The organism is Pedobacter sp. Bi27 (genome assembly GCF_918698255.1).
Classification (GTDB): Bacteria; Bacteroidota; Bacteroidia; order Sphingobacteriales; family Sphingobacteriaceae; genus Pedobacter.
This window is the reverse complement of record NZ_CAKKMW010000001.1, coordinates 169,414-192,610: the sequence shown is the minus strand read 5'-3', so window position 1 is coordinate 192,610 and position 23,197 is coordinate 169,414. Positions and strand designations below refer to the sequence as shown.

The window sequence follows — 23,197 nt, the reverse complement described above, 5'->3', positions numbered from 1 at the left end:
GAATGAACATAAAGAAATCCTTAGAAACAGTTAACAGATACAGGTGGATTATCATCTTGATTTTTATTTTTACAATGATTTCAGGTTTTTTCTTTCTGAGAAACCTGCCAAAAGACTATAAATCCGAAGCCAAACTCTCAACAGGTCTACTTGATCCATCGAGGCAGCTGGCGCCTGATAATGCCAGCTATACCGGGCCTGATATCATTATAAAACTTAACCAGCAGTTTTCTACCATCATGGACATCATGAGGATGCCCAAAAATATCAGCCTGCTTTCTTATCGGTTGATATTGCATGACCTCAAGGACGAAAAAGGTTCGTTCAAGCCATGGAGCGAGGAAATTAAGACATTAACCGATGCGCAAAGACAAGAGGCCATTGCCACTTATGAAACCCGCTTGAACAAGCGGCAGGTACTCACACCGCTTGATAATGGTAACATTAAGCTTTATCAGATCGTAACTTCGATGGGTTATGATGAGAAGAGTCTCAATAAAAAACTGGATATAAACCACGAACAGAACAGCGATTTTATCTCTGTAGCCTTTACCTCCAACAATACCCTGCTTTCTGTTTTTGTTGTAAATACCCTCTCGAAAGATTTTATCAATAATTACAGCCTGGAGCAAATCGGGAATAAAAATACAGCTATTCTTGTACTCGATTCTTTGCTGAAGAAAAAAGAGGCAATTATGAACGACAGGATACGGCAGTTGAAAGACTATAAAATCCGTAACGGCGTGCTAAACCTGGATAAACAATCTCAGATCGTTTATCAGCAGATTACTGATAATGAGAACAAGAAAAACCAGGCCCTGATTGATAAACAGGCCGCACAAGCTGCATTAAAAAGCGTTAATGAAAAATTGGCGAGCCGAACCAGCGATAAGTACCTGGGAGCTGAAGTAATTGAGGATAACCGCGCGATTATCAGCTTAAAAAATAAAATCCTGGCAGCAGAAGATCACTATTTGCGCAATGGGTATAAACCGGCAGATAAAAAAACTGTAGATTCACTACAACTCTTGCTCAGTTCAAGATTAGTCCAATCGAATGACCAGTATGTAAGCGATCCGCTTATTGCCAAACAAAGCCTGGTTCAGCGTCGTATTTCGCTAGGTGTGGAGATTGAAAAGGCGACAGCGGGCATAAGCGATATCGATAGGGAACTGGCCAAGCTTAATGCAAAATTTACCGGTATGGTTCCTTTTGATGCGGGCGTACAAAATCACGAACAAAAAGCCGATGTAGCAACAAAGGAATATCTGGAAATACTGGCACGTTATAACCAAACGAGCCTGGATAAGAATATCGGGTTGCGCCTGCAATTGGTACAAGAGGGGATACCAACACTTCCCGAATCATCAAAAAAACTGATATATATGGCCATGAGCGCTATTGCCAGTTTAGCAATCTGTTTTTGTACACTATTTTTGATATCTGTTTTAGATCGTTCAGTTAATAATAGTGCAGAACTAAAGGAGGCTTTACCTGCAAAGCTTATTGGTGAGTTGGATTATATTAGGCCCGATAACGATAATATAGCTAAAATATGGGGAGGCCAGCATTCCGAAAGCGAATATCAGGCTTTTAAGAACCAGCTGCGGGCCCTGCGTTTTGAGCTCGATAACAAGCTTTTTAGCGGTAACCAAAAAGTATTGGGCATTACAGGCTTTGGCTCAGCGCAAGCCCAGGCATTTACCATATTAAATTTAGCATACGCTTTTGGGCAAATGAATAAAAAAGTATTATTGATTGGAGATCAGGAGCTGGCGCCAGCGCTACAGCGGTTAAAAGTGCCTGTAGATCAATCAATAAGAGCGATATTGCAGGGAGCAGATGTTACTGAAAGCGGACCTTTTTCATTCGTGAAAAATGATCTTGACGGTCAGTCTTTACTTGAAATAAGAGACCGGGAAGCACTTTCTGGGATTTTTGGTTCGATCAGGGATCGCTTCGATTTAACCATTGTAGTGCTTGATCCACTGGGTGATGGTGCAGCGAACCGCGAATGGATGTCCTTTGTTGCACTATACGCTGCAGTATTTGTAGCCGGATCAGCATTGCATGATAAAGAGAAAGCGGCACTTGCTGCATTAAATGAGGATGAAAAGTTTGCTGGCTGGGTAATTACCGGGGTAAAACAAAAATAGGCAGCCCTATGCTCAAAAATTTAAACGCATATATTGCTGACCATAAAAAAAAGATTATATTTTTTATAATCTCCCTGTGTCTTTCAGTCCTGGTGGCAGCCTCTACCTATTCATTTGGGATTTTAGGGCCATTGGCCGTATTGGCTATTGCGGCGCTGGGCATTTTTATGGTCAGCCTTTTCCGAGATCCCCGTACGGGTGTTTGGGTATATCTGGGCTACTGTTTTATCCTGGGCTTTTTGGTGAAATATTTTCTGAATATTCCGGTTGGTCTTGCCCTCGACGGGCTGTTGATCCTCACCTGGGCAAGTATACTGGTTCATGTAAAAAGATTCGATTGGGACCGGCTGAAAAATGAGCATGTTTTGTTTTCATTGGTATGGTTTGTTATAAGCTTTTTACAACTTCTAAACCCATACGGAGCCAGCTTTACCGGCTGGTTTAATGAGCTTAGGTTTGCAGCGCTTAGCTGGTTGCTGGTTGCACCATTTGTATTTCTGTTGTTTAACAGGAAAGCCGATCTGAACCGCTTTATCATTGCAATATTGCTGTTTTCTCTTGTTGCTACGCTTTACGGTATGAAACAGCTTTATTTAGGCCTGTTGAACGGAGAGCAGTTGTGGTTAAATGCAGGCAATGCCGGTACGCACATCATTAACGGCAAGCTCAGGGTATTTTCTATGTATTCGGATGCGGGCCAGTTCGGTGCCTCGCAGGCAATTATGGCCGTTATTGCGCTAACGCTTGCTGCAGGACCCTTCAGTTTTATGAAAAAAATAATTTTTGCGCTCTTTGCACTGGTTTTTCTATATGGTATGGCTATATCGGGTACCAGGGGTGCTTTGTTCGCATTGGCGGCCGGACTATTTTCTGCCCTTTTTTTAAGCAGGAATTTCAAGGTGTTAATTTTAGGCGTGGTCTGTTGTGCGGCAGGTTTTGGGGTGTTAAAGTATACCACTATCGGCGATCATATTTTCCAGGTTAACCGCTTAAGGAGTGCACTTAATCCGAAAGATGCTTCATTAGCCGTTAGGCTTGATAACCAAGATAAATTAAAAAAACTCCTCGAAGATGTGCCCTTTGGCGCAGGTCTTGGCATGAGCGGAATGAACGGTACCACTTACAATGCTGGTAAGCCCATAGCCAGTATACCACCCGATAGTTATTGGGTGAAAGTTTGGGTAATGTACGGGGTGGTGGGTTTAGTTATCTGGTTTGCGCTTACCAGTTATATTATCGGCAAATGTGGCGGGATTGCCTGGAAAATCCGCGATCCGAGGCTAAGGGTAAAGATGATTGCCCTTACCGCTGGTACCGTGGCCTGTTTTATCTGCAGTTATGGCAATGAGGTAATGAATGGGATCCCTTCATCTATAATTATGTTTATGTCCTGGTCTTTCATCTTCATTGCACCAGAACTTGATGAACAGCAAATGCGACTAGAATCGGATGGAACAGATATATAAAATTATACACCTGCTGTTATGGGTTTTGGCGGTTTACCTGTCATTTAATTGCCTGTACCTGGTAATTTTTGCGCTTGCTGGGCTTTTCCCTTTGGCGGGTGTACAAAAATATGCTACCAGCTATAAAAAAATAGCCGTGCTGTTTCCTACCTATCATGCAGATGAGGTGATAATCGAAAGTGTAAGTGCTGCACTTGAACATGACTACAAAGGGGAGTTCGAAATTATAATAATTGCCGATGGATTAAAGCCTGATACAATTAAGCAGCTCGAAGTAATGGGAGCGGAGGTAATTGAGGTGTTTTTTGAGAAAAGCACTAAAGGCAAAGCCCTTTTATATGCAATTGAAAAGCTTAAAAATCGCGGCTTTGATATTGCTGTAGTGCTTGATGTTGATAATTTAATGGGACCATATTGCCTGGAGGCGGTTAATAGCTCATTTCAACACGGGCATAAAGTTATTCAGTTGCACCGCACCGCAAAAAACCTCGATACCAGTTTTGCTTTTCTGGATGCCTGTAATGAAGAGATAAACAATCACATTTACCGCAAGGGGCAGGCAGTGCTAGGACTTTCACCTGCGCTTATCGGATCAGGAATGGCCTTCGATTACAGCTATTTTTATATCTTATTAAAAAATGTGGGGGATACCGTTGGTGAAGATAAAAAAATGGATTTCCTTATTGCCGGCGACAAGACTAATGTAACCTATTTGAATGATATTTTTGTTTACGACGAGAAGGTAAGCAGCGCCAGTGTATTTACCACCCAAAGAACCAGGTGGATTGCATCTCAGATTGAGTTTTTGCGTATATATACCATACCCGGAATAAAACAACTGCTTAAAGGAAACATAGAATTTTTTAATAAGACGGTACAAACGATGTTAATGCCGCGCATATTATTACTGGGACTGCTGTTTGTCATGGCCCTTCAGTCTTTTTTTAATCCCTTGGGACCAGGAAAAATATTATGGCTAACTTTATTCTTTAGCATATGTGTTACACTGCTGATTTCAGTACCGATACGATTTTACAGGGATAAAAGGCTTTATCTTGCCATCTGGCAAATACCAAGGGCAATGGTTGGAATGGTTATCGCACTGTTTAGCATTGGGAAAGTTAAAAAATCCAATTTAGCAACGCCTCATCAAAATACAAGTGCCGGGAAAAGTAAAACTTAAACTATGCCGATATTATTATTGATCATTACCGGTGCAATTGCCGGCATCTTTGGGTTTATTAAAGGAATAAAAACACCTAAACAAAAAACATAATCCAATGGCTATTCTAAATAACAGGGACATTATCATTGTGGGGCAACAGCCCTGGGATATTCCTATTGGTAGCAATTGTAAGGATTTAGCGCTGGAGTTTAGTAAAAACAACCGTGTATTGTATGTTAATGCACCATTAGATCGAAAAACAAGTGTATTGCAGCGCGATACAGAAGGCGTAAAAAAAAGATTGCGCGTTATTGCTGGTAAAGAAGAAGCTTTGACAGAAGTATCGGCAAACCTTTGGGTGTATAATCCTCAGATTATCATAGAATCTGTAAACTGGATCAGATTCAGGGGGCTGTTCAGGTGGTTAAATAAAATCAACAATACCCGGTTCGCCAGATCGATCTGCGGTGCGGTTGCTCAGCTTGGCCTTAAAAATTTTATCCTGTTTAATGATAACGATATTTTTCGGAGCTTTCACCTAAAAGAGCTTTTGAAGCCCGATTTAAGCGTTTATTACTCGAGAGATAATGTTGTAGCCACGCCATACTGGATGCGGCATGGTACTTATATGGAGCCCGAGCTGATTGCAAAAAGTGACCTTTGTGTAGCCAATTCGGTTTATTTGGCAGGCTATTGCAGAAAATATAATCCGAATTCATTTTACGTTGGGCAGGGCTGCGATTTAGCGCTTTTTAGTAATGATGAGGTGCTGGAAATACCATCAGATCTTTCCGCTATCAAAAAGCCGGTTTTGGGCTATGTTGGCGCCTTGTTATCCATAAGGCTCGACGAAAAGATCCTGCTATACCTGGCAAAAGAAAGGCCAGACTGGAGTATGGTACTTGTAGGGCCACAGGATGAAGATTTTAGCAGGAGCGAGCTCCATAAGCTAAACAATGTGTTTTTTCTGGGCCCGAAAAAGCCAGAAATGCTGGCTGCATATATTAAGGGTTTCGATGTTTGCCTTAACCCCCAGGTGATCAATCCACTTACAATAGGTAATTATCCCCGTAAAATTGATGAGTATCTGGCAATGGGTAAACCTACACTGGCTACCAGAACCGAAGCGATGGATTTCTTTGCAGATCACGTTTATTTGGCATCGACGAAGGAAGAATACCTGCAATTGGCTGAAAAAGCGCTTGCTGAGGACAGTCTGGAGCTGGCCCGTGAGCGGATTGATTTTGCCGGAACACATACCTGGGAGGCCAATGCCCGGGAAATCTATAAGGCCATAAATGCTGTAGAAAGTGGTTTGGCAACATCTACGGTGGTGTAATACTGAATCTCCCCAGCTTGTTCATTAAGATTGTAAATATTTAAGTCAGATATGCCGTCGACCTCAATTATCACCGTTAATTTCCATCAACCGACAGTAACTATAGCCTTACTGGAGTCTATCAATAGGTCTTATCGTGCAGAAGACACTGAGGTTATACTGGTAGATAATGGCGCAGATCAAGACCAGGCGCATATATATGCACCCTATTTTGGAAATATCCACTATATCCGTTCTGTTGAAAACCTCGGTTTCGCAGGGGGCAACAATCTGGGAATCAGGCATGCCAAAGGCGATTACATTCTGCTGCTGAACAACGATACCGAAATACCGGCAGGCTGTCTGGAAACCATGCATGCCGAATTTGATGCCAATGAAAAAATAGGATTGTTATCGCCCTTATTGCTTTATTTCGAGCAGAAGGACCTGGTTCAGTATGCCGGTTTTACCCCCTTAAATTACCTAACGGGCAGAAATGCCTATGTTGGTCAGTTTGAACGTAACCATGGGCAGTTCCTGAAGAGCTATAGCACCGCTTTCTGCCATGGAGCGGCGGTGATGTGCCGCAGGCAGGATCTGTTGAATGCCGGACTAATGGATGAAAATTATTTTCTCTATTACGAAGAACTCGACTGGTGTGAAAAATTCAGACGGATAGGCAAAGAGGTCTGGTTTACCGGAAAGACCCACGTTTACCATAAGGAATCTGTTAGTGTGGGAAAGGAAAGTCCGCTCAAGGTATATTTTATGACCAGAAACAGAATGCTGTTTATCAGAAAAAACACGGGTTGGATAACCACTTTGTTCTTCTCGCTGTATTTTTGTTTTATCGCCTGCCCAAAAGCAGTATTGATTTATCTTGCCAAGGGAAGACAAGATTTGGTAAAACAGGTGCTCAGGGGGCTTTGGTGGAACTTTACGCACAAAAAGCACAGTAAAAAACTGGGACTGGTATTGCCTGGTAATGGCTCATCTTAATCTTTTCAGGCTGGCAGAAACAGCATATCTCCCAAGTAAAATTGCTGATCTGAGAAAACCTATGCCCTCGCTTTCCCTGAATATTTTCCAGGTATAACCAATTGCTTTGAGTTTGTTAGATGAAACCGAATTTTGTCTTACCCGGTAATAGGCAAGCGGTTGGTTAATGCCATAGCCCTGTCTGCACTGTTTTAGCAGTTTGAGTAAAAAGATCCAGTCTTCGTGGCCTGCAGGGCTAAACTTTAAGTCGCCAATGGCACTTTTTAACATCATAGAAGTCGAAAATATCACCACGTTATGGGCAAGCAGCGCATTATAATCTACTGCCTGTGGAGCCGGAATCTGACCTGAAACTACTTTTCCCTGTTCGTTAATGCGTTTGTAGGCGCAGAACGTAAGGGGCAGAAGTTCCTTTTCCATATAGGATACCTGTCGGCTAAGCTTATCTTTAAGCCAGATATCATCACTATCAAGAAATGCGACGTACTTGCCTTTCGCTTCTGCCAAACCGATATTTCTGGCATTCGATACTCCTCCATTCTCCTTTAAGGCTATCAGCCGGATACCATTGTGCCGGCTGGCAAATGCTTCAACTATCTGGCAGGTATCATCGGTAGAGCGATCATCTACAACAATCAGTTCCCAGTTTGTATAGCTCTGGGCAATTACAGTATTGAGGGTTTCTGTTATAAAAGCTGCTGAATTATAGCATGGGGTAACAATTGATACAAGCGGGTCCAATCTCTTTAGGTTATGTTTTTTTCGTTTGACCAAAATAGCTAAATTTTTTATGATAATATATTAGGGCACCGATGATATTCAAATAAAACCATTACTTTAGGGCAGCTATTGATATGGATAGAAGACGTTTTGTTGTTAACCTGGTCTCCAACTTTTTTAGTGCACTTTCTGGTGTAGGGATTTCTTTCTTTCTTACACCTTATATTGTGGCGCACCTGGGTAAAGAGGCTTATGGTTTCTTCCCCCTTTCCAATAACTTTGTGATGTATGCAGGGATTATTACAACTGCACTAAATTCCATGTCGAGCCGGTATATCACCATCAGCCTCGAAAAAAAAGACGTCAAAGAAGTGAATGTTTATTTCAACTCCATCTTGTTTGGCAATATGTTGATATCACTTGGTTTCATTGTATTGAGCGCGCTATTCTGTCTGTTCATCAATAATATACTCGATATTCCGCCCGGCCTTTTTGATGATGTTCGGTTGCTGTTTGTATTCATTTTTTTTAGCCTGGTGATCAATGTCTCTTCAGCGGTTTTTTCAGTCGCAGCTTTTGCCGTCAACAGATTCGATAAGCTCGCCTATATCAATATTATATCCAATGTGGTGAAACTTTGCGCAGTGGCGTTCCTGTTTTATCTTTTTAAGCCTAAAATTTATTTTCTGGGACTGGTAACGGTATTAACAGCAATTTACATATGTTTTGCAAATTACAGGCTTACCAAAAGACTCCTCCCTGAAGTGGTGATTGACAGGTCGCTTTTCTCCTGGAGTGCGCTTTCACTGATCGCGGGCTTCGGTATGTGGAATTCTATTATTGCCCTGTCGAATGTAATCAATACCCAACTGGATTTATTAATTGCAAACCACTTTTTTGGTGCCTCGGGAATGGGTTTCCTTTCATTAACCAAGTTCATACCCAATGCAATTTATATCCTGCTCGGAATTGTTGTGCCCATATTTCTACCCGAAATGCTAAAAGCCTATGCTCAGGAAGATATGGGAAAACTTAAAAGCACCCTCAACTTATCGTTTAAGGCTATTTTTATGGTTGTACTGTTGCCCTTGGCTGTATTTTTTGTTTATGGTGGCGATTTTTTCCGGCTATGGCTGCCAGGCCAGGATTCCACCGCGCTCCACCTGCTTTCGGTGATTACGCTATTGCCCTTCATCATTCATGGAACAGTAGAAACAGTACATCATGTTTTTATCATCACCAATAAGTTGAGAATTGCATCAATCTGGGGTATTTTTATTGCCGTGCTGAATTTTGTAATGGTGATTTTACTTTGCCTGTACAGCAGCCTGGGGATATATGCCATTCCGGTGGCGGCAGCAATAAGCGGCGCGTTTAGTCACCTTACTTTCACACCCATTTACGCCGCACATTGCCTGAAAGAGAAAAGGAGCTATTTCTTTTTTAAGATTGTTAGGGGATTAGCAGGTTTTACGTTGCTGGTTGCGGTAACTTATGGCTGGAGAAGTATCGGTTTGATTACGGTTACATCCTGGTTTACCTTTATCATGAATTGTATGCTAATCGGGCTGATTTTGCTTTTGATTACGCTATTTATGCAGTTTGATCGGGTTACGCTAACCCAAGGTTACAGGAAGATTCTAAATAAAATGAAGCTATGATACCTAAAATAATCCACTATTGCTGGTTTGGTAAAGGAGAAAAGCCTGAGCTTGTGATCAATTGCCTGGCTTCCTGGCAGAAATACCTTCCCGATTATCGCATTGTAGAGTGGAACGAGGAAAATTTTGATGTAAACAGTTACCAATACTGTGCGGAGGCTTATCTCGAGCGTAAATTTGCTTTTGTTTCTGATGTTTGCCGCTTATATGCTTTGAAAAATATGGGAGGCATTTATTTCGACACAGATGTGGAGCTTTTAAAACCACTGGATGAGGCAATGCTTGGCAATTTAGCCTTTACAGGATTTGAAGATAATCTTTTACTTTCATCAGCAATTATGGGAAGCATCAGGGATGGCAAATGGGTGAATGATTTACTTGCTTATTACGACAACAGGAGTTTTTACCTGGCAAACGGAAAGCCAGACACCATGCCGAATACCGAAAGCATCACAGCATTTATGAAAGCAGGAAAAGGATTGCAGTTAAATAATTCCTTTCAGCAGCTTGATGGCTATTGCACCATTTATCCCAGTGAGTTTTTTAGCCCGAAAAGCTGGAAAACACTGAAACTGAAAATTACGGCAAATACCTATAGCATCCATCATTTCGCAGCCTCGTGGATTTCTGGTGCTGATTATAGTCTTGTGGGTAAACTATCGAACCAGCTGTTAGGGAAAAGAGTATCGGATTTTCTATCTAAAATATACAGAAAGCTCCTAGGGCGCTGAGAGCCACACGGAGGATTGCTTGAATTGCTCAATCTGTTCCTGTCAGAATTGGTTTACTGACTATTTCTGATCACAATTTCTTCCCTGAGTTCGGCCATTACCCGGTTAAGCACATCGTTTACCTCCGCAATCATTTCTGCTAGTTTAGGAGCTGGGATACTTCCCTCATCCACTGCTTCAATTTCCCTTATGATACGCTGAAGCGGTATAATGGCCAGATGATCAATGGTGGATTTGAGTTTGTGGGCAAGTTTAGATAACTGTTCAAGGTCACCATCGGCGCTAGCCTGATTGAGCTGTTTTAACGCGTCGGGTATCTGTCCGCAAAACATTTCGATCATTTTGGTTACAAAATCCTCGCGCCCCTTGCTGATCACACGTAGCCCGTCAAGGTTATACAATGGTAAATCAATTTCAGGAGCAATAACCTGGCTTGCCGTTTTTTGAATCCAGTTATCAATCACGCCAATCAGCAGTTCTTCGTTTATTGGCTTGGTAATATAGTCGTCCATCCCGGCGGCCAAACATTTCTCTCTTTCACCTTCAATGGCCGATGCCGTGAGTGCAATGATTACGCCCGTATATCCGCCTGCCCTGAGGGTTTTGGTCGTATCATAACCGTTAAGGACAGGCATCTGTATATCCATCAGAATGATATCATAAGCCTCTTCATTTAACATGTCGAGGGCTATTTCGCCATTTTCGGCAATCATTACCTGCGGGCCATAGGCTAATAAAACCGTACTAGCCACCAGTCTGTTCATTTCGTTGTCGTCCACAATCAGGATTTTGCGCCCTGCAAATAAATCTTCGTTGTGGGTAATCTTTGTTTCGGCAGGTACATCGGTTGTTTTACCTTTTTCGAGTTTAATAACAAAGGAAATCTCTGAGCCCTGGCCTTTCTCGCTTTTTACATTGAAATATCCGCCCATTTGCGAGACCAGTTTTTGCGAAATACTCATGCCTAAACCTGTGCCACCATATTCGCGTGTTACAGATTCATATTCCTGGCTAAAATTATCGAACAGACGGCTTAAAAATTCAGGATCCATTCCAATCCCGGTATCTTTCACCAAAACTTCAATTTCCTGGTAAGTCTCGCTATCCTCCCTTACAATAGCTGTTAACAGCACTGAACCTTTTTCGGTAAATTTAATGGCATTGGTCATTAAATTAAGCACAACCTGGGTTATCCGGTAAGGGTCGCCAACCAGTACAGGCGATATTTCGATATCCGCTGGCGGAAGGTAATGGATTTCCAGTCCGCGTTTTATGGCCTTGTGCGTAACCACCTGCATTACCTCACTAAATACCATTGGTAAGCTAAAGCCAATTTGTTCCAGATTGAGTTTTCCTGCATCCATCTTAGAGAGGTCTAAAATGTCATCAATAATGACCAGGAGACTTTTTGAAGCGGTTTGTACCGTTTGAATATAGTAATCCTGTTCTTCGGTAAGCGTGGTTTTGGAAAGCAGGTTGGTCATGCTGATAATGGCATTCATAGGAGTTCTGATTTCATGGCTCATATTGGCCAAAAACATTGCCTTGATGGTGGCTACCCGCTCAGCATCTTTCCTGGCTGTAATCAGTTCCTGCTCAAAGCTTTTGTGATCGCTTACATCAAAACAGATGCTTATCCAACCTGTATTTTCATTTCTTTCATTGTAATTTACCGCACGGCCGGCCAACCATAGTCTTTGGTTGCCTTGGGCATCAGTAAACACAATCTCATGCAATGCTGCGTCTGCTTCTTCCGAATCCTCATCTTTATAAGCTGCTGAAAAAAAATCGTTGCCAAAAAGTACATCAGGCATTTGCTGGTACATGTTATCCAGCGTATAGCCAGACAAGGCACAGAAACGTTTATTGGCATACTGTATTCTGCCAGCAACATCCATCTCTATAAAGCCAAAGCCCATATTTCCGAGGATCCTGTCGAAATGGTGGGCGTTGAGCAAAGGATATGTATCCGCAGTAGCACTGTTTTTTCCATTTATCTCACCAAGCCCATTTTGTTGGATATAGTCTGCCCCGGCAAAAAATAACAGTTCCTGTTCGGCAGATTTTTCCCAGCACCCTTTTATTTTTCCACCTGTATGTCTCGGGCTGATGAGAAGCGGTTCGCCCAAGGGAAATTGTCCTTTACCGTTTAATTCATGAAGTTCAAAATAATCAAACAAGTTTCCGTTCTGACAATCGGCATAAATATTTTTCAGTTTATCGCCAATATGCAATATCTTCATATCGCTATCCAACAGGATAAAATAAGGGAAAAGCCTGTTCAATTGTGCGGGATCAAGGGATAAGGAAAAGCTGTTCATCAAGATAGATTTAATAACAGGTTAAATTTATAAAAAAATAATCCGCTAATACAGCACATGAGCAATTTAGTATCTAAAAGCCCGATTGTTGTTATTAATACACTGGTTACGACCAGGTAGGGCTATACGTACAAAGGGTTAACTGCTTTTTTATACAGTAGATTTATCGCCTTTTTTAAAATGTATGGCTCGTTTACAGCGTTTTATTTATTCTTTCAACGTTTGGGAAAATAATAGGGATTAATCTGATTTTTTTTTATAATTGTACAACGACATTGATATCATCAAATTCAGACTACTGTCATTTAAATTTCGGTTTCCATTTTTGACTGTAAAACTGACAATAATGATAGTAGAGAAAACCGTTTTCGTCTAGAATTATTTAACTATTATCTTTTCTAAACCGGTTTTTATAGAAAATCAATGCGTTGCAATAAGTCCCTATCATGACCCAAACCAATAACCCCAAAACTCGTTTACTCTTGGTTGAGGATGATGAGTTTATGCAAGCAATACTTGAGGAGATCCTCACAGCAAACTACCAGATTGATATACGGCCTGATGGCCTCAGTGCATTAACTTTCCTGCAGAGTGGCAACATTCCCGACCTTATTATTTCTGATTTGAATACGCCGAACATGAACGGCCTTGAATTAATTGAACAGTTAAAAGTGAGCGACTTTTTCCATTCCTTGCCGATTATGATCTTATCGGGCGAGGAGAGCTCGGATAAAAGGATCAAATGCCTGGATGCAGGGGCAGATGACTTTGTGATTAAGCCCTTTAACCCGGCAGAACTCGAGGCAAGGATTAAAATGGTACTAAGGCGCGCAGGTAAAAATCTTTCGTAATGGAGTATGCGGTGAAGCCCGACCAAATGAATAAGCCGGTAATTGCCCTTGTAGGTTTTGAAAGGGATTTTCAGCACATTGATTTTGATGCATGCAATTTTGACGATATACAAATCGTTCGTTTTGAAAATGGATTAAGGCTTGTACAGGAATGGACGGAGCAGCAGTTAAATGTTACAGCTGTTATTTCTAATAGCGAAATTTTGTCGGACGGTGGGCTTTCCCTGCTCGAAACACTAAAAAAAAGCCAAGTGCCTTCAGTTCCCTTTCTTCTGGTTGTAAGGTATTTTAATTCAAATTTAAGGATATTGGCCTTAACGGCTGGGGTTTCTGATGTTTTTAGGCTGCCTATAGAAAAAGAACGCCTCGAAAAACGGCTTGTATTCCTCGTTAATAACTGGGGTTCACTTAACCGTGAGGTAAAAATAACCAGCAGACCAGTGTATCACATCGGTTTTGCCAAGCGCTTGTTTGATGTTTTTTTTGCCGGATTAGCCCTGATCTTGCTGTTTCCCTTATTATTACTGGTAGCAATATCAATATGGGTAGAATCCAAAGGTCCGGTATTTTACTATTCGTTAAGAAGCGGCACGGGGTTCAAAGTTTTTCGTTTTTATAAATTCAGGTCAATGTACGTGAATGCAGATCAAAAGATTAAAGACCTGAAACATTTGAACCAATACGATGTTGACCAGGAAAAAAAAGAAACCCGCAAAACAGATTTTACACTCTGCAGCTCCTGCATGTCACAGGGGAAATGCCAGTATCCTGTTTATGCTGATGGAGCCCAGTGGTGTGAAAAGGATGGTGTATATCTGAGTTCGCAAAAAAGCGGATCAGCGTTTTTTAAAATCGCCAACGATCCGAGGGTTACCCGGGTTGGTAATTTTATCCGGAATACCAGCATAGATGAATTGCCACAGCTTTGGAATGTAATAAAGGGCGATATGAGTATTGTGGGTAACAGGCCATTGCCCATTTATGAAGCCGAGAAACTAACTACAGATAAATATGTGCTAAGGTTTGCCGCACCGGCCGGGATAACAGGTTTATGGCAGGTAGAAAAACGCGGAAGGGGTGAAATGAGTGAGGAAGAACGGCTAATACTCGATAACACTTACGCCTTGAAGCAGAGTTTCTGGAACGATATCAGGCTTATTTTAAAAACTATACCGGCACTTTTTCAGAAAGAAAACGTATAGCGGTAAACAAAGCCGGATGGGGAATAGACAATGGGCCAATTTGCCCAGTTGTAAATAAAAATAAACCCATAAAAAGAAAACCGGATGTGCTATACCTGTTATTTTTTTCTGATATTTAAGGACTAACCCATTAATAAGCCCTGTGGCTCTAGCCTCACAGAGGCGTTGGTGCGGTTAGCCGCTGAGAGAAAAGATTGATTAGCTATGCTAATCTGTGGCCGTTGAAAAAAATAAAATATTGGAATGCAAGAAGATCTAACCGCACGTTTAAGGAAATCCTACAGTTACGAAATAATAGGGAAGGGCCGGGAAAGTGATTTCGACAGGATTAGCGAGATGGCTGCCTTAACTTGTGAAAGCAAGATTTCGTTAATTTCCTTTTCAGATGGCACCAACCTGTGGTGTAAAACCGTTAAGGGCCTCAATGCTAAAGCGGTTAAGGTTGTTTTGCCCTTGTGTAACTATCCTTTGGTTTTAAGCCAAACGCTGATCATTGCAGATATTCTCGATGATGAACGTTTTAATGGGCATCTGGAGGTCGTTAATGGAGAAAAAATAAGGTTTTACGCAGCATACCCGATAAGGGATAATAACGGCATTGTTCTGGGATCTTTAACGGTGATGGATATGGTGCCAAAAAAAATTACAACAACCCAGCAAAAGTTGCTTTCGCTGCTGGTAGAAGAAATCAGCGTACTCATTCACGAACGTGTAAAAAAGACTGAAGACAAGAATATAGGCCTGCTTTTCGAACATTCAGACGATCTTATCTGTATCCTGGATAAGGATTTGAAATTTAAGCGGATGAATACCAGTTTCGATATCAAAATGGGATGGACAGAACAGGAGCTCAGGCAAAAAACACTGCTCGATATTGTTCCGGCAGCTGAACTCGAACAAGCCGGCAGAATCTGGAAAAATCTGATAAGCCGTAAGCAGGAAGAGGATCCTACCCATCAGGTGGCCATGAAGGATGGAGGATTCAGGATGATTGAATGGACAGCTACAGTTGAGGAAAGGGATGGTGATGTATTCGCAATTGGTAGGGATGTAACTGCCGAAATGGAAAAGAACCATGCCTTAAAAGTCAGTGAACAAAAATTAAAGGCATTTTTTGAAAGCTCTCAAGGCCTCATGTGTACGCACGATATTCATGGAAACCTGATTTCGCTGAATCCTTCCGGGGCCAGGTCGCTCGGTTACAGAAGATCAGAATTGATTGAAAAAAGTCTTTTCGATATCATTCCCGCAGAAAGACATACTCATCTGCGCCAGTATCTGTTCGATATAGTTGAAAAGGGGCAATCGACGGGTTATATGATCATAAGGCGTAAATCGGGCGAGGAGCGCTTATGGTTGTATTCAAATATTTTGCAAAAAGACCTTCAGGGCGAACCTTATATAGTTGGGAATGCGGTAGATATTACAGACCAGAAAAAACTGGAGGCCGATCTGATACATATAAAGGATCTGCTCGAAGAAACCAGCGGTTTGGCAAGAATTGGGGGGTGGGAGCTGAATCTCAAAGATCAGCAGCTACATTGGTCAAAAATAACGCGCGAAATCCATGGCGTACCCGATGGATTTATCCCTACGACAGATAATGCCATCGCTTTTTATGAGCCCGGCCCAAATAGAAACCGGATCTTGCAAGCTATGGATGAATGCCTGAACAGCGGGAAGGAATGGGATGAGGAACTTCAGATCGTCGATTTTAATGGTCGTAATATCTGGGTGAGGGCTATTGGCAAAGCAGAAATTGCAAATGGAGTTCCGGTAAGGATATATGGTACTATACAGGATATTGATGAGCAGAAACGTGCTCAGCTTGCGGTTGCCGAATCTAAAAAACTGCTTGATGAGGTACTTTCGGCCGCTACTGGGGTAAGTATCATTGCGACAGACCTCGATGGAACAATTACAGTATTTAATGAAGGCTCTGAACGCATGCTGGGATATACAGCTGAAGAAATGGTCGGAAAACAGACGCCGATCATGTTTCATGACGAGCGGGAAGTTTCGGAGATTTGTGCTGATTTCAGCGCTGCTACAGAAGACGAAGTAACTGGATTCGGTTTTTATGCACAGTGTGCAGATAGTCCAGAAAGGGAAAGAATTTTTACTTTTATTACGAAGGATGCTAAAAGGGTGAGAGTATCATTATCTATTACCTCAATCAAAAGCAGTAATGGCGATACGATTGGATATTTAGGGATATCAATCGATATTACTCAGAAAGAAGCGATTCAGCAGGAACTTGCCCTGGAAAAGGCATTGTTGATTGCTTTTATTGAGAATGCACCTGCATCGGTGGCCATGGTTGATAATAACATGAAGTTTTTAATTGCGAGCCGCACATGGATAAAAGCTTATACCCAGATTGAAGGCGATATAAAAGGTTATTCCTATTACGAGGTATTTCCCGAGCTTTCTCAGGAACGTAAAGATGTGCATCAGGAAGTTCTAAGAGGCAGAACAATCAAAAAAGATGAAGATACTTATGTAAATCCGATAACTAACGACTTAAAGCATATTGCCTGGGAGATGACCCCTTGGTACAAAGCCGATAAAACTATCGGTGGAATGATGATCTTTACGCACGACATCTCAGCAGCAGTGCAGCATCGGCAGGAACTGACCGCGGCACGGTTGCGGGCAGATATTGCCAATTTTGCAAAATCAGAATTCCTGGCCAATATGAGCCATGAGATCAGAACGCCGCTTAACGGTGTAATCGGCTTTACCGATCTGGTCTTGAAAACCCAGCTGAACAGCACGCAGCAGCAGTATCTTAAAATAGTACACCAGTCGGCCAATTCCTTATTGGGAATCATTAACGATATCCTTGATTTCTCCAAAATCGAGGCTGGCAAGTTTGAACTTGATATAGATCGGTGCGATTTGTACGATCTTGCCTGGCAGGCCAGCGATATCACCAATTATCAGATCCATACCAAAAACCTGGAGATGTTGTTGAATCTTCATCCCGACCTGCCGCGGTTTATATGGGCCGATGCGCTGCGGTTGAAACAGGTATTAATTAATTTGTTGGGCAATGCGGCAAAATTTACAACAGAAGGTGAAATAGAACTTAAAATTGAATCACTGCAAAGCGAGGGCGACAATCATTTGTTGAGGTTCTCTGTCAGAGATACCGGTATCGGAATTGCCAAAAGCAAACAAGTAAAGATTTTTGAGGCATTCTCGCAAGAAGATTCCTCAACAACAAAGAAATATGGCGGAACAGGACTGGGGCTCACCATTTCCAATAAACTGCTGAACATGATGGATAGCCAGCTTCGGTTGGAGAGCGAACCGGGCGTAGGAAGTACCTTCTATTTCGATGTAAACCTGCGGTATGAACAAGGCGACCTGATTGAATGGATGGAAATGGGAAGTATCAGCAGGGTACTCATTGTAGATGATAACAATAACAACAGACAGATATTGACTGATATGCTTGTGCTGAAAAATATTGTATCTGACCAGGCAAAAAATGGTTTTGAAGCACTGCAATTACTGGCTGCAGGGCAAGCTTATGATGCCATTTTACTGGATTATCACATGGAGTATATGGATGGCCTTGAAACTGCTGCCAAAATCAGGGAAAATTTTCCTTCCGCTGATGGAGGCGAGATCCCGTTAATCCTTTTACACAGCTCATCTGATGATGGAAAGATCATCAAAGGCTGTAACGATCTTCATATCGATAACAGGTTACTTAAGCCGATCAAAATGAACGATCTTTATCTTGCCCTGACAAGAATAAGGACACGGGAAGCATCTTATCAAAACAGGCAGGATACTACACTCATGGACTCAATAGAAAGTCATGCATACCGGTTTCTAATCGTCGAGGATAATGCTGTTAACAGGTTTTTGACCCGATCTCTGCTGGAAAAACTGTATCCGAAAAGTGTTATAATGGAGGCAGAAAACGGTGTATTGGGCATTAGCCTTTTTCAGCAAGAAACTTTTGATCTTATTTTTATGGATATTCAGATGCCTGAAATGAACGGATATGAATCTGCCAGGAAAATAAGATCGCTGGAAGAGCATACCAGGGTTCCTATTATTGCGCTTACAGCTGCAAACGTGAAGGGCGAGCGGGAAAAAAGTATGGCTGCAGGGATGGATGATTTTATTACCAAACCAGTTTTAGAAGAACATATAGCAACCATACTTAATAAGTGGCTAGTGAAGCCAGTAAATTCGCTTAACAGCAAATTAAGGGATGGCGGTGCAAAAAAAAAACATTTTAATATTGCTAAGCTGAATCGTTACTTTAACGGCGATCGTATAAAACTGGGAAAGATCATTGGCATAACCATTGGACAGCTTCATGCTGCGGCAGGCCAGTTGAATAAAGATATCCAACCAGAGGATTATGATATGCTTATTTCCCTGGCGCATAAGCTATATGGAATGTCTACTTCTGCGGGACTGGAAAACCTGGCCGATATAAGCGGAAGACTTCAGACTATTTCATTTTATGAATTTGCAGCTATCTTAGCATTGGTAGAAGAACTAAAAGTAGGCATTGACGAGCTTATTCCAGTATTGGAAGTATATGTTCAATAAGCAAGTTGCATTACCATTGATAAGTTAGATAATTAAGGCGGAGCTAGCGGTATCGTTTAGCTATATGGGTACCTGATTGCTTTCTTGCCGGTTAGAATAGTCATTGGCAGCGTAAAAATTTTTAACTGAAATCATAGGCAGGGAATGTCGTGTGGCAAATAAAGAAATGCTGTTATCCCAGATAGGAAGTGTAAAATGGGGGACAGGACTATAAGTCCAGATCCCCATTTTACACCTCCATCGCGGATGCGGAGCTGTCGGCGTCAGGTAGACATTAATGCAGCATACCTGCGGCACCTAAATCTTTTATTGGATAAGGGCCGCCCCAAGCAGCCCTGCGTATTACTTGACAGACATTTTAAAGGAAGGAGGAATCGATGATTCTGCTGATGCCCATAATTTATTAGGATGTTTACCCATCGTCAGTTCCAGTTTTCCGCCTTTCATTAAATCCTCATGGGAAAACCATGACTTGTTCCATACCTGTCCGTTCAATTTCGCAGACTGGATATATTTGTTTTCCGGTGCATAATTTAAGCATAACACTTCGAATTTTTTACCATTTCCTATATCCAGTTTTACACTGGAAAACATCGGGCTACCGATAACGTACATAGGCAGACCCGGAGTGATGGGGTAAAAACCCATTTGGGAAAAAACGACGAATGAAGTTAATCCACCTCCATCCTCATCACCCGGGATCCCCATCAAATCGTTACGGAACCATTGAGCAAGTAAACTGCGTACACGTTTCTGGGTCCGCCAGGGCTGACCGGCATAATTATACAGATAGGGAATATGCATGGCAGGTTCGTTGCCCATTGAAAACTGTCCAACATTACCGGTATGATCGGGTAACTGGGAATAAAAATCAAACCTGCTTTTTCCCAGTGGAGTATTGTACATTTTCTCGAGCTCATCAACAAAAGCCTGTTTTCCGCCTATCATCTCTACTAAATCGCCTAAATTATGCAGGACATCCCAGCGGTAAAGCCAGCCATTGTTTTCATCATACGTTTCCCTTGCTCCAAGTCCTCCTGAAAACCGGTAATCCAAAGGCTGGATAAATTTGCCGTCAATATCCTTTGGGTGAAAGAATCTCGTGTCTGGGTTAAATACGGTATGGTAGCTTTTACTCTTCTCTAAAAAATATTTAGCCTCATCTGTTTTGCCGAGTTGCTGAGCGATGTTGCCCAGGCACCATTCATCGTAAACGGTACCTAAAGTAACTGCTATGGGCTGGCGCTTTTCAAAACCATGAACCTCTGGTGCGGTTTCCTTTTCTCCTGGCGGCAATGCCGGAAAGTATCCTTTGTCTTTGAAAAACTGATCCAGGACACCAGCTTTTTTTCCCGACCAGGGTGATAGCGTTTTTTCGGTAATGCCAGCCTTACAATACTGATAAGCCTGCTCAAGGTTAAAACTTCTCAAGCCTTTATTATAGGCATCGATTATGGTGGCCACGCCATGATTGCTGTTCATTCTGCGGCTATCGCCGGTAACTTCAGGAAAAGTTGGCATCCAATGGTCGTCCATTTGCTGGGCCATACGCAGGTAGGAATTAATCATATTGCCTTCCATTTTTGGCTCGATTATCACACGTAGTGGGTGTGTTGCCCTGTAAGTATCCCAGATCCAATCATCGGTAAAAAAAGGAATCCCGTTATCATCGTGGACTTTTCCATCAAAGGCACTGAAATACCGACCATCTTCAGATAAACTGATCATGCGCTCATATGTGCGGTAGAGCGAGGTATAAAAAATGGTTTTAGCCGTTTCATCTGTTCCCTCTATAGCAATTTTCCCAAGGGTTTGGTTCCATATATTTTTTCCATTCTGTGCTACTTTATCTAACTGATAATCCTTTATTTCCCTATTAAGGTTTCGCTTTGCCTGCTCTACACTGATAAATGATATGCCGTAACGTGCTTTGATCTGCCTGGTATTGGCCGGATATTTTAGTATCAGATAAGCGTTCTGACCTGAAGCAGATTGATCCTGTGCGTCTATCTGACCGTTCTTTTGTTTGCCGGCAGCAATGGGTGATAGGTCAGTCTGGAAATAAATATAGACTTTGGTGTTATTGCTCAACTCCTGGAAACCGCTGACCACATTTTCTTTCACCGTAAGTTCCCCATTTCTGGTATTTAGAATCAGATAAGCAGGGCCAGATTTCGAAAAGTTAATGGAGTAGATTCCCGATTGATGCGAGGGCGCAAACTGGATATTAATGTCATAGTCATCCAGATCTACCTCATAATAATAGGGTTTAATGGTTTCGTTATCGTAACCATAAGCCATGGTCGCTTTAATGTTTTTCAGATCTCCCTGAAACGGGCTTAAATTAAAGGCTGAACTTCCCCTATGGCTGGTAATGACCAGCGGTAAACCATGTATCGTATTGGATGTGAAATTATCCCGCTCGGGATAAACCCTCAACAGACTGTTGGGTAAATGAACAGTAGGATAGGTGGGAACAAGCAAATGGCTAATATTCCCGATATAGGGGTTTACATAATCGACCGGCTGTTTTTTCTGTTGTGCAGTGGCTAGACTGGTAAATAATGTGAAAGCGTAAGCGCAGCTTAATAAAGCGCAGAAGTATTTTTTCATGTTTTTTTTGTAAAACCAACAAGCTTAGTATTACTTGAGTCCGCTGTTTTTACCCTAATTTAGAAGCTAAACAATATTTGACTGTGGGGTATTTGATTAAGAGAGCAAGTTAGTAAAACGATTTATTAAATTGTTATCAATTTTATCCTTTTTGGTATTTCTCATCTTTGGACGGCTTTTCCGTTGTCTATCTTTAGCATAAAAGGTTGCTGATTAAAGCGGAACATCCATTTTAGTGCTGAAGGTTTAACCAACGCTATGCACTCAAAACTAAGAAACATCTCTATGCTAATCCAGCTGATTAAATAGCCTATAGTGCAGAATAATGACCTAAATTAAGACGCTAAATTTAAATCTTACTAACCAAAATAATAACCTTATGAGAACTTTTAAACCAGTTATTCTGGCGCTTGCCTGCGCCACGGTAATGCAGTATGGCTGCAAGAAACAAGCAACAACGGAAACCTCAGCAGAAAAAACTGATAAAGCCTTGCTGCAGCAAAACACCGCATCAGGAGGAGTACAAATTATGTCTGTGCTTTTTAATGGTGATGCCTCCAACGGATCGGCCAACGTATGGAAAGACATTAACATTGAAGGTACAGGAACGGTGACTACCGTAAATGATGAGACAGGCACACTAACCTGGAAATTTTTAAAGCCTGCTAACAGCCATAGGACAGAAGGGCATGGTGCCAAAAATTATGAAGCACAGGATGGGGATGAAATATACATTGGCTGGACCAGTAAAATCTATATGCCCACTACACTAAAAACGGAGGCCATATTTCAATGGAAATCCTATCCAACTACCGGATCGCTACAAAATCATCCATTGATGCTCAGAACCAAATCAGGAAACCTCGAATTGCAGCATTTCGACGATAACCACGTGGCCACAGTACCATGGTCTACCACCCTGGCCGTTAACACCTGGCTTAAATTCGTTATCAGGATGAAAGTATCCAGAGATCCTGCAGTGGGCTATATTGAATTCTGGTACAATGGCGTTAAACAGACTCTTGCAAATGGTAGTCAGCGGTTATATTGCAGAACTTTAGATGTTGATTACTGTGATCCGAAATGGGGTGTATATGGTGGCGATTCTTCGCAGGCAACGCATTTTGTTAAAAAAATAAGAATCGGTACAACTTATGCCGATGCAGCTCAGTAAAATCAATGTAAGAAAAGGCAAGCGCTAGGCTTGTCTTTTCTTATCCTCCTTTAGTCGGTTTTGGCAATTACGCCAATTATGAGTTCATCTCCACTTTGTAGGCTTCGAATATTGACCGTCGTAGTAAAAGTAGTAAGACAGATTAAGTTCAGCATTTTCGTCATCGGTAAAAAAATGATTTTATCTAGTTGTTTATCGTGGTTTAAGCTTCGGCAGGTCTTTAGTACAGAGGGTTTAAA

Annotated in this window: 14 protein-coding genes; 11 read left to right on the top strand and 3 right to left on the bottom strand. The window is 41.8% G+C overall.

From position 1 onward, the window contains the following. Positions 1-2: 2 nt before the first annotated feature. The 5 genes from LQ227_RS00600 (at position 3) to LQ227_RS00580 (ending at position 7,104) form a co-directional block, all read left to right on the top strand. Positions 3-2,156 (top strand): hypothetical protein, encoded by a 2,154-nt coding sequence (locus tag LQ227_RS00600; protein ID WP_230147776.1) that lies wholly within the window; start codon positions 3-5, stop codon positions 2,154-2,156. An 8-nt stretch (positions 2,157-2,164) separates the two neighbouring features. Then, complete coding sequence (locus LQ227_RS00595; protein ID WP_230144181.1) at positions 2,165-3,622, top strand: O-antigen ligase family protein; 1,458 nt, start codon at positions 2,165-2,167, stop codon at positions 3,620-3,622. Next, entirely contained in the window at positions 3,606-4,805 is a 1,200-nt protein-coding gene (locus LQ227_RS00590) for a glycosyltransferase family 2 protein (protein ID WP_230147775.1), read from the top strand. The genes LQ227_RS00595 and LQ227_RS00590 overlap by 17 nt, the downstream gene beginning before the upstream one ends. Before the next feature lie 97 nt (positions 4,806-4,902). Further along, positions 4,903-6,126 (top strand): glycosyltransferase, encoded by a 1,224-nt coding sequence (locus LQ227_RS00585; RefSeq protein WP_230144183.1) that lies wholly within the window; start codon positions 4,903-4,905, stop codon positions 6,124-6,126. Between the two features lie 51 nt (positions 6,127-6,177). Beyond that, positions 6,178-7,104, top strand: a complete 927-nt coding sequence (locus LQ227_RS00580) for a glycosyltransferase family 2 protein (RefSeq protein WP_230144184.1) — start codon at positions 6,178-6,180, stop codon at positions 7,102-7,104. Here the strand turns inward: LQ227_RS00580 and LQ227_RS00575 are convergent. Continuing rightward, positions 7,096-7,845, bottom strand: a complete 750-nt coding sequence (locus LQ227_RS00575; protein ID WP_230144185.1) for a glycosyltransferase family 2 protein — start codon at positions 7,843-7,845, stop codon at positions 7,096-7,098. The genes LQ227_RS00580 and LQ227_RS00575 overlap by 9 nt on opposite strands. Before the next feature lie 113 nt (positions 7,846-7,958). Between LQ227_RS00575 and LQ227_RS00570 the strand changes: the two genes are divergently transcribed. After that, positions 7,959-9,485, top strand: coding sequence for a lipopolysaccharide biosynthesis protein (locus LQ227_RS00570; protein WP_230147774.1), 1,527 nt, complete (start codon positions 7,959-7,961; stop codon positions 9,483-9,485). Then, positions 9,482-10,216 carry a glycosyltransferase family 32 protein gene (locus LQ227_RS00565; RefSeq protein WP_230147773.1) on the top strand — a complete coding sequence of 245 codons (735 nt, stop codon included), beginning with the start codon at positions 9,482-9,484 and terminating at the stop codon, positions 10,214-10,216. The genes LQ227_RS00570 and LQ227_RS00565 overlap by 4 nt, the downstream gene beginning before the upstream one ends. Before the next feature lie 53 nt (positions 10,217-10,269). On the opposite strand, the gene LQ227_RS00560 is transcribed toward LQ227_RS00565, so the two are convergent. Then, on the bottom strand, positions 10,270-12,537 hold the full coding sequence (locus LQ227_RS00560; protein WP_230147771.1) for an ATP-binding protein: 2,268 nt from the start codon (positions 12,535-12,537) through the stop codon (positions 10,270-10,272). Between the two features lie 446 nt (positions 12,538-12,983). Here LQ227_RS00560 and LQ227_RS00555 point away from each other — a divergent pair, with 446 nt between their 5' ends. The 3 genes from LQ227_RS00555 to LQ227_RS00545 all read left to right on the top strand — a co-directional run bounded on the left by LQ227_RS00555 (position 12,984) and on the right by LQ227_RS00545 (position 19,171). Next, positions 12,984-13,388, top strand: a complete 405-nt coding sequence (locus LQ227_RS00555; protein WP_175634355.1) for a response regulator transcription factor — start codon at positions 12,984-12,986, stop codon at positions 13,386-13,388. Next, positions 13,388-14,590, top strand: a complete 1,203-nt coding sequence (locus LQ227_RS00550) for a sugar transferase (protein ID WP_230144189.1) — start codon at positions 13,388-13,390, stop codon at positions 14,588-14,590. The genes LQ227_RS00555 and LQ227_RS00550 overlap by 1 nt, the downstream gene beginning before the upstream one ends. A 243-nt stretch (positions 14,591-14,833) precedes the next feature. Then, entirely contained in the window at positions 14,834-19,171 is a 4,338-nt protein-coding gene (locus LQ227_RS00545; protein ID WP_230147769.1) for a PAS domain S-box protein, read from the top strand. A gap of 342 nt (positions 19,172-19,513) precedes the next feature. Here LQ227_RS00545 and LQ227_RS00540 read toward each other — a convergent pair whose 3' ends face one another. Continuing rightward, positions 19,514-21,784 carry a GH92 family glycosyl hydrolase gene (locus LQ227_RS00540; RefSeq protein WP_230144191.1) on the bottom strand — a complete coding sequence of 757 codons (2,271 nt, stop codon included), beginning with the start codon at positions 21,782-21,784 and terminating at the stop codon, positions 19,514-19,516. Positions 21,785-22,163: 379 nt separating this feature from the next. Between LQ227_RS00540 and LQ227_RS00535 the strand changes: the two genes are divergently transcribed. Then, a complete protein-coding gene (locus tag LQ227_RS00535; protein WP_230147767.1) occupies positions 22,164-22,958 on the top strand; it encodes a heparin lyase I family protein in 795 nt (264 codons plus the stop codon). Positions 22,959-23,197 lie beyond the last annotated feature (239 nt).

What these genes read in the sequence shown, in the direction of transcription:
- LQ227_RS00555 (WP_175634355.1), top strand. Translation starts at nt 12,984, where the DNA reads ATGACCCAAACCAATAACCCCAAAACTCGTTTACTCTTGGTTGAGGAT.
- LQ227_RS00590 (WP_230147775.1), top strand. Translation starts at nt 3,606, where the DNA reads ATGGAACAGATATATAAAATTATACACCTGCTGTTATGGGTTTTGGCG.
- LQ227_RS00595 (WP_230144181.1), top strand. Translation starts at nt 2,165, where the DNA reads ATGCTCAAAAATTTAAACGCATATATTGCTGACCATAAAAAAAAGATT.
- LQ227_RS00600 (WP_230147776.1), top strand. Translation starts at nt 3, where the DNA reads ATGAACATAAAGAAATCCTTAGAAACAGTTAACAGATACAGGTGGATT.
- LQ227_RS00550 (WP_230144189.1), top strand. Translation starts at nt 13,388, where the DNA reads ATGGAGTATGCGGTGAAGCCCGACCAAATGAATAAGCCGGTAATTGCC.
- LQ227_RS00540 (WP_230144191.1), bottom strand. Translation starts at nt 21,784, where the DNA reads ATGAAAAAATACTTCTGCGCTTTATTAAGCTGCGCTTACGCTTTCACA.
- LQ227_RS00585 (WP_230144183.1), top strand. Translation starts at nt 4,903, where the DNA reads ATGGCTATTCTAAATAACAGGGACATTATCATTGTGGGGCAACAGCCC.
- LQ227_RS00570 (WP_230147774.1), top strand. Translation starts at nt 7,959, where the DNA reads ATGGATAGAAGACGTTTTGTTGTTAACCTGGTCTCCAACTTTTTTAGT.
- LQ227_RS00545 (WP_230147769.1), top strand. Translation starts at nt 14,834, where the DNA reads ATGCAAGAAGATCTAACCGCACGTTTAAGGAAATCCTACAGTTACGAA.
- LQ227_RS00580 (WP_230144184.1), top strand. Translation starts at nt 6,178, where the DNA reads ATGCCGTCGACCTCAATTATCACCGTTAATTTCCATCAACCGACAGTA.
- LQ227_RS00565 (WP_230147773.1), top strand. Translation starts at nt 9,482, where the DNA reads ATGATACCTAAAATAATCCACTATTGCTGGTTTGGTAAAGGAGAAAAG.
- LQ227_RS00535 (WP_230147767.1), top strand. Translation starts at nt 22,164, where the DNA reads ATGAGAACTTTTAAACCAGTTATTCTGGCGCTTGCCTGCGCCACGGTA.
- LQ227_RS00560 (WP_230147771.1), bottom strand. Translation starts at nt 12,537, where the DNA reads ATGAACAGCTTTTCCTTATCCCTTGATCCCGCACAATTGAACAGGCTT.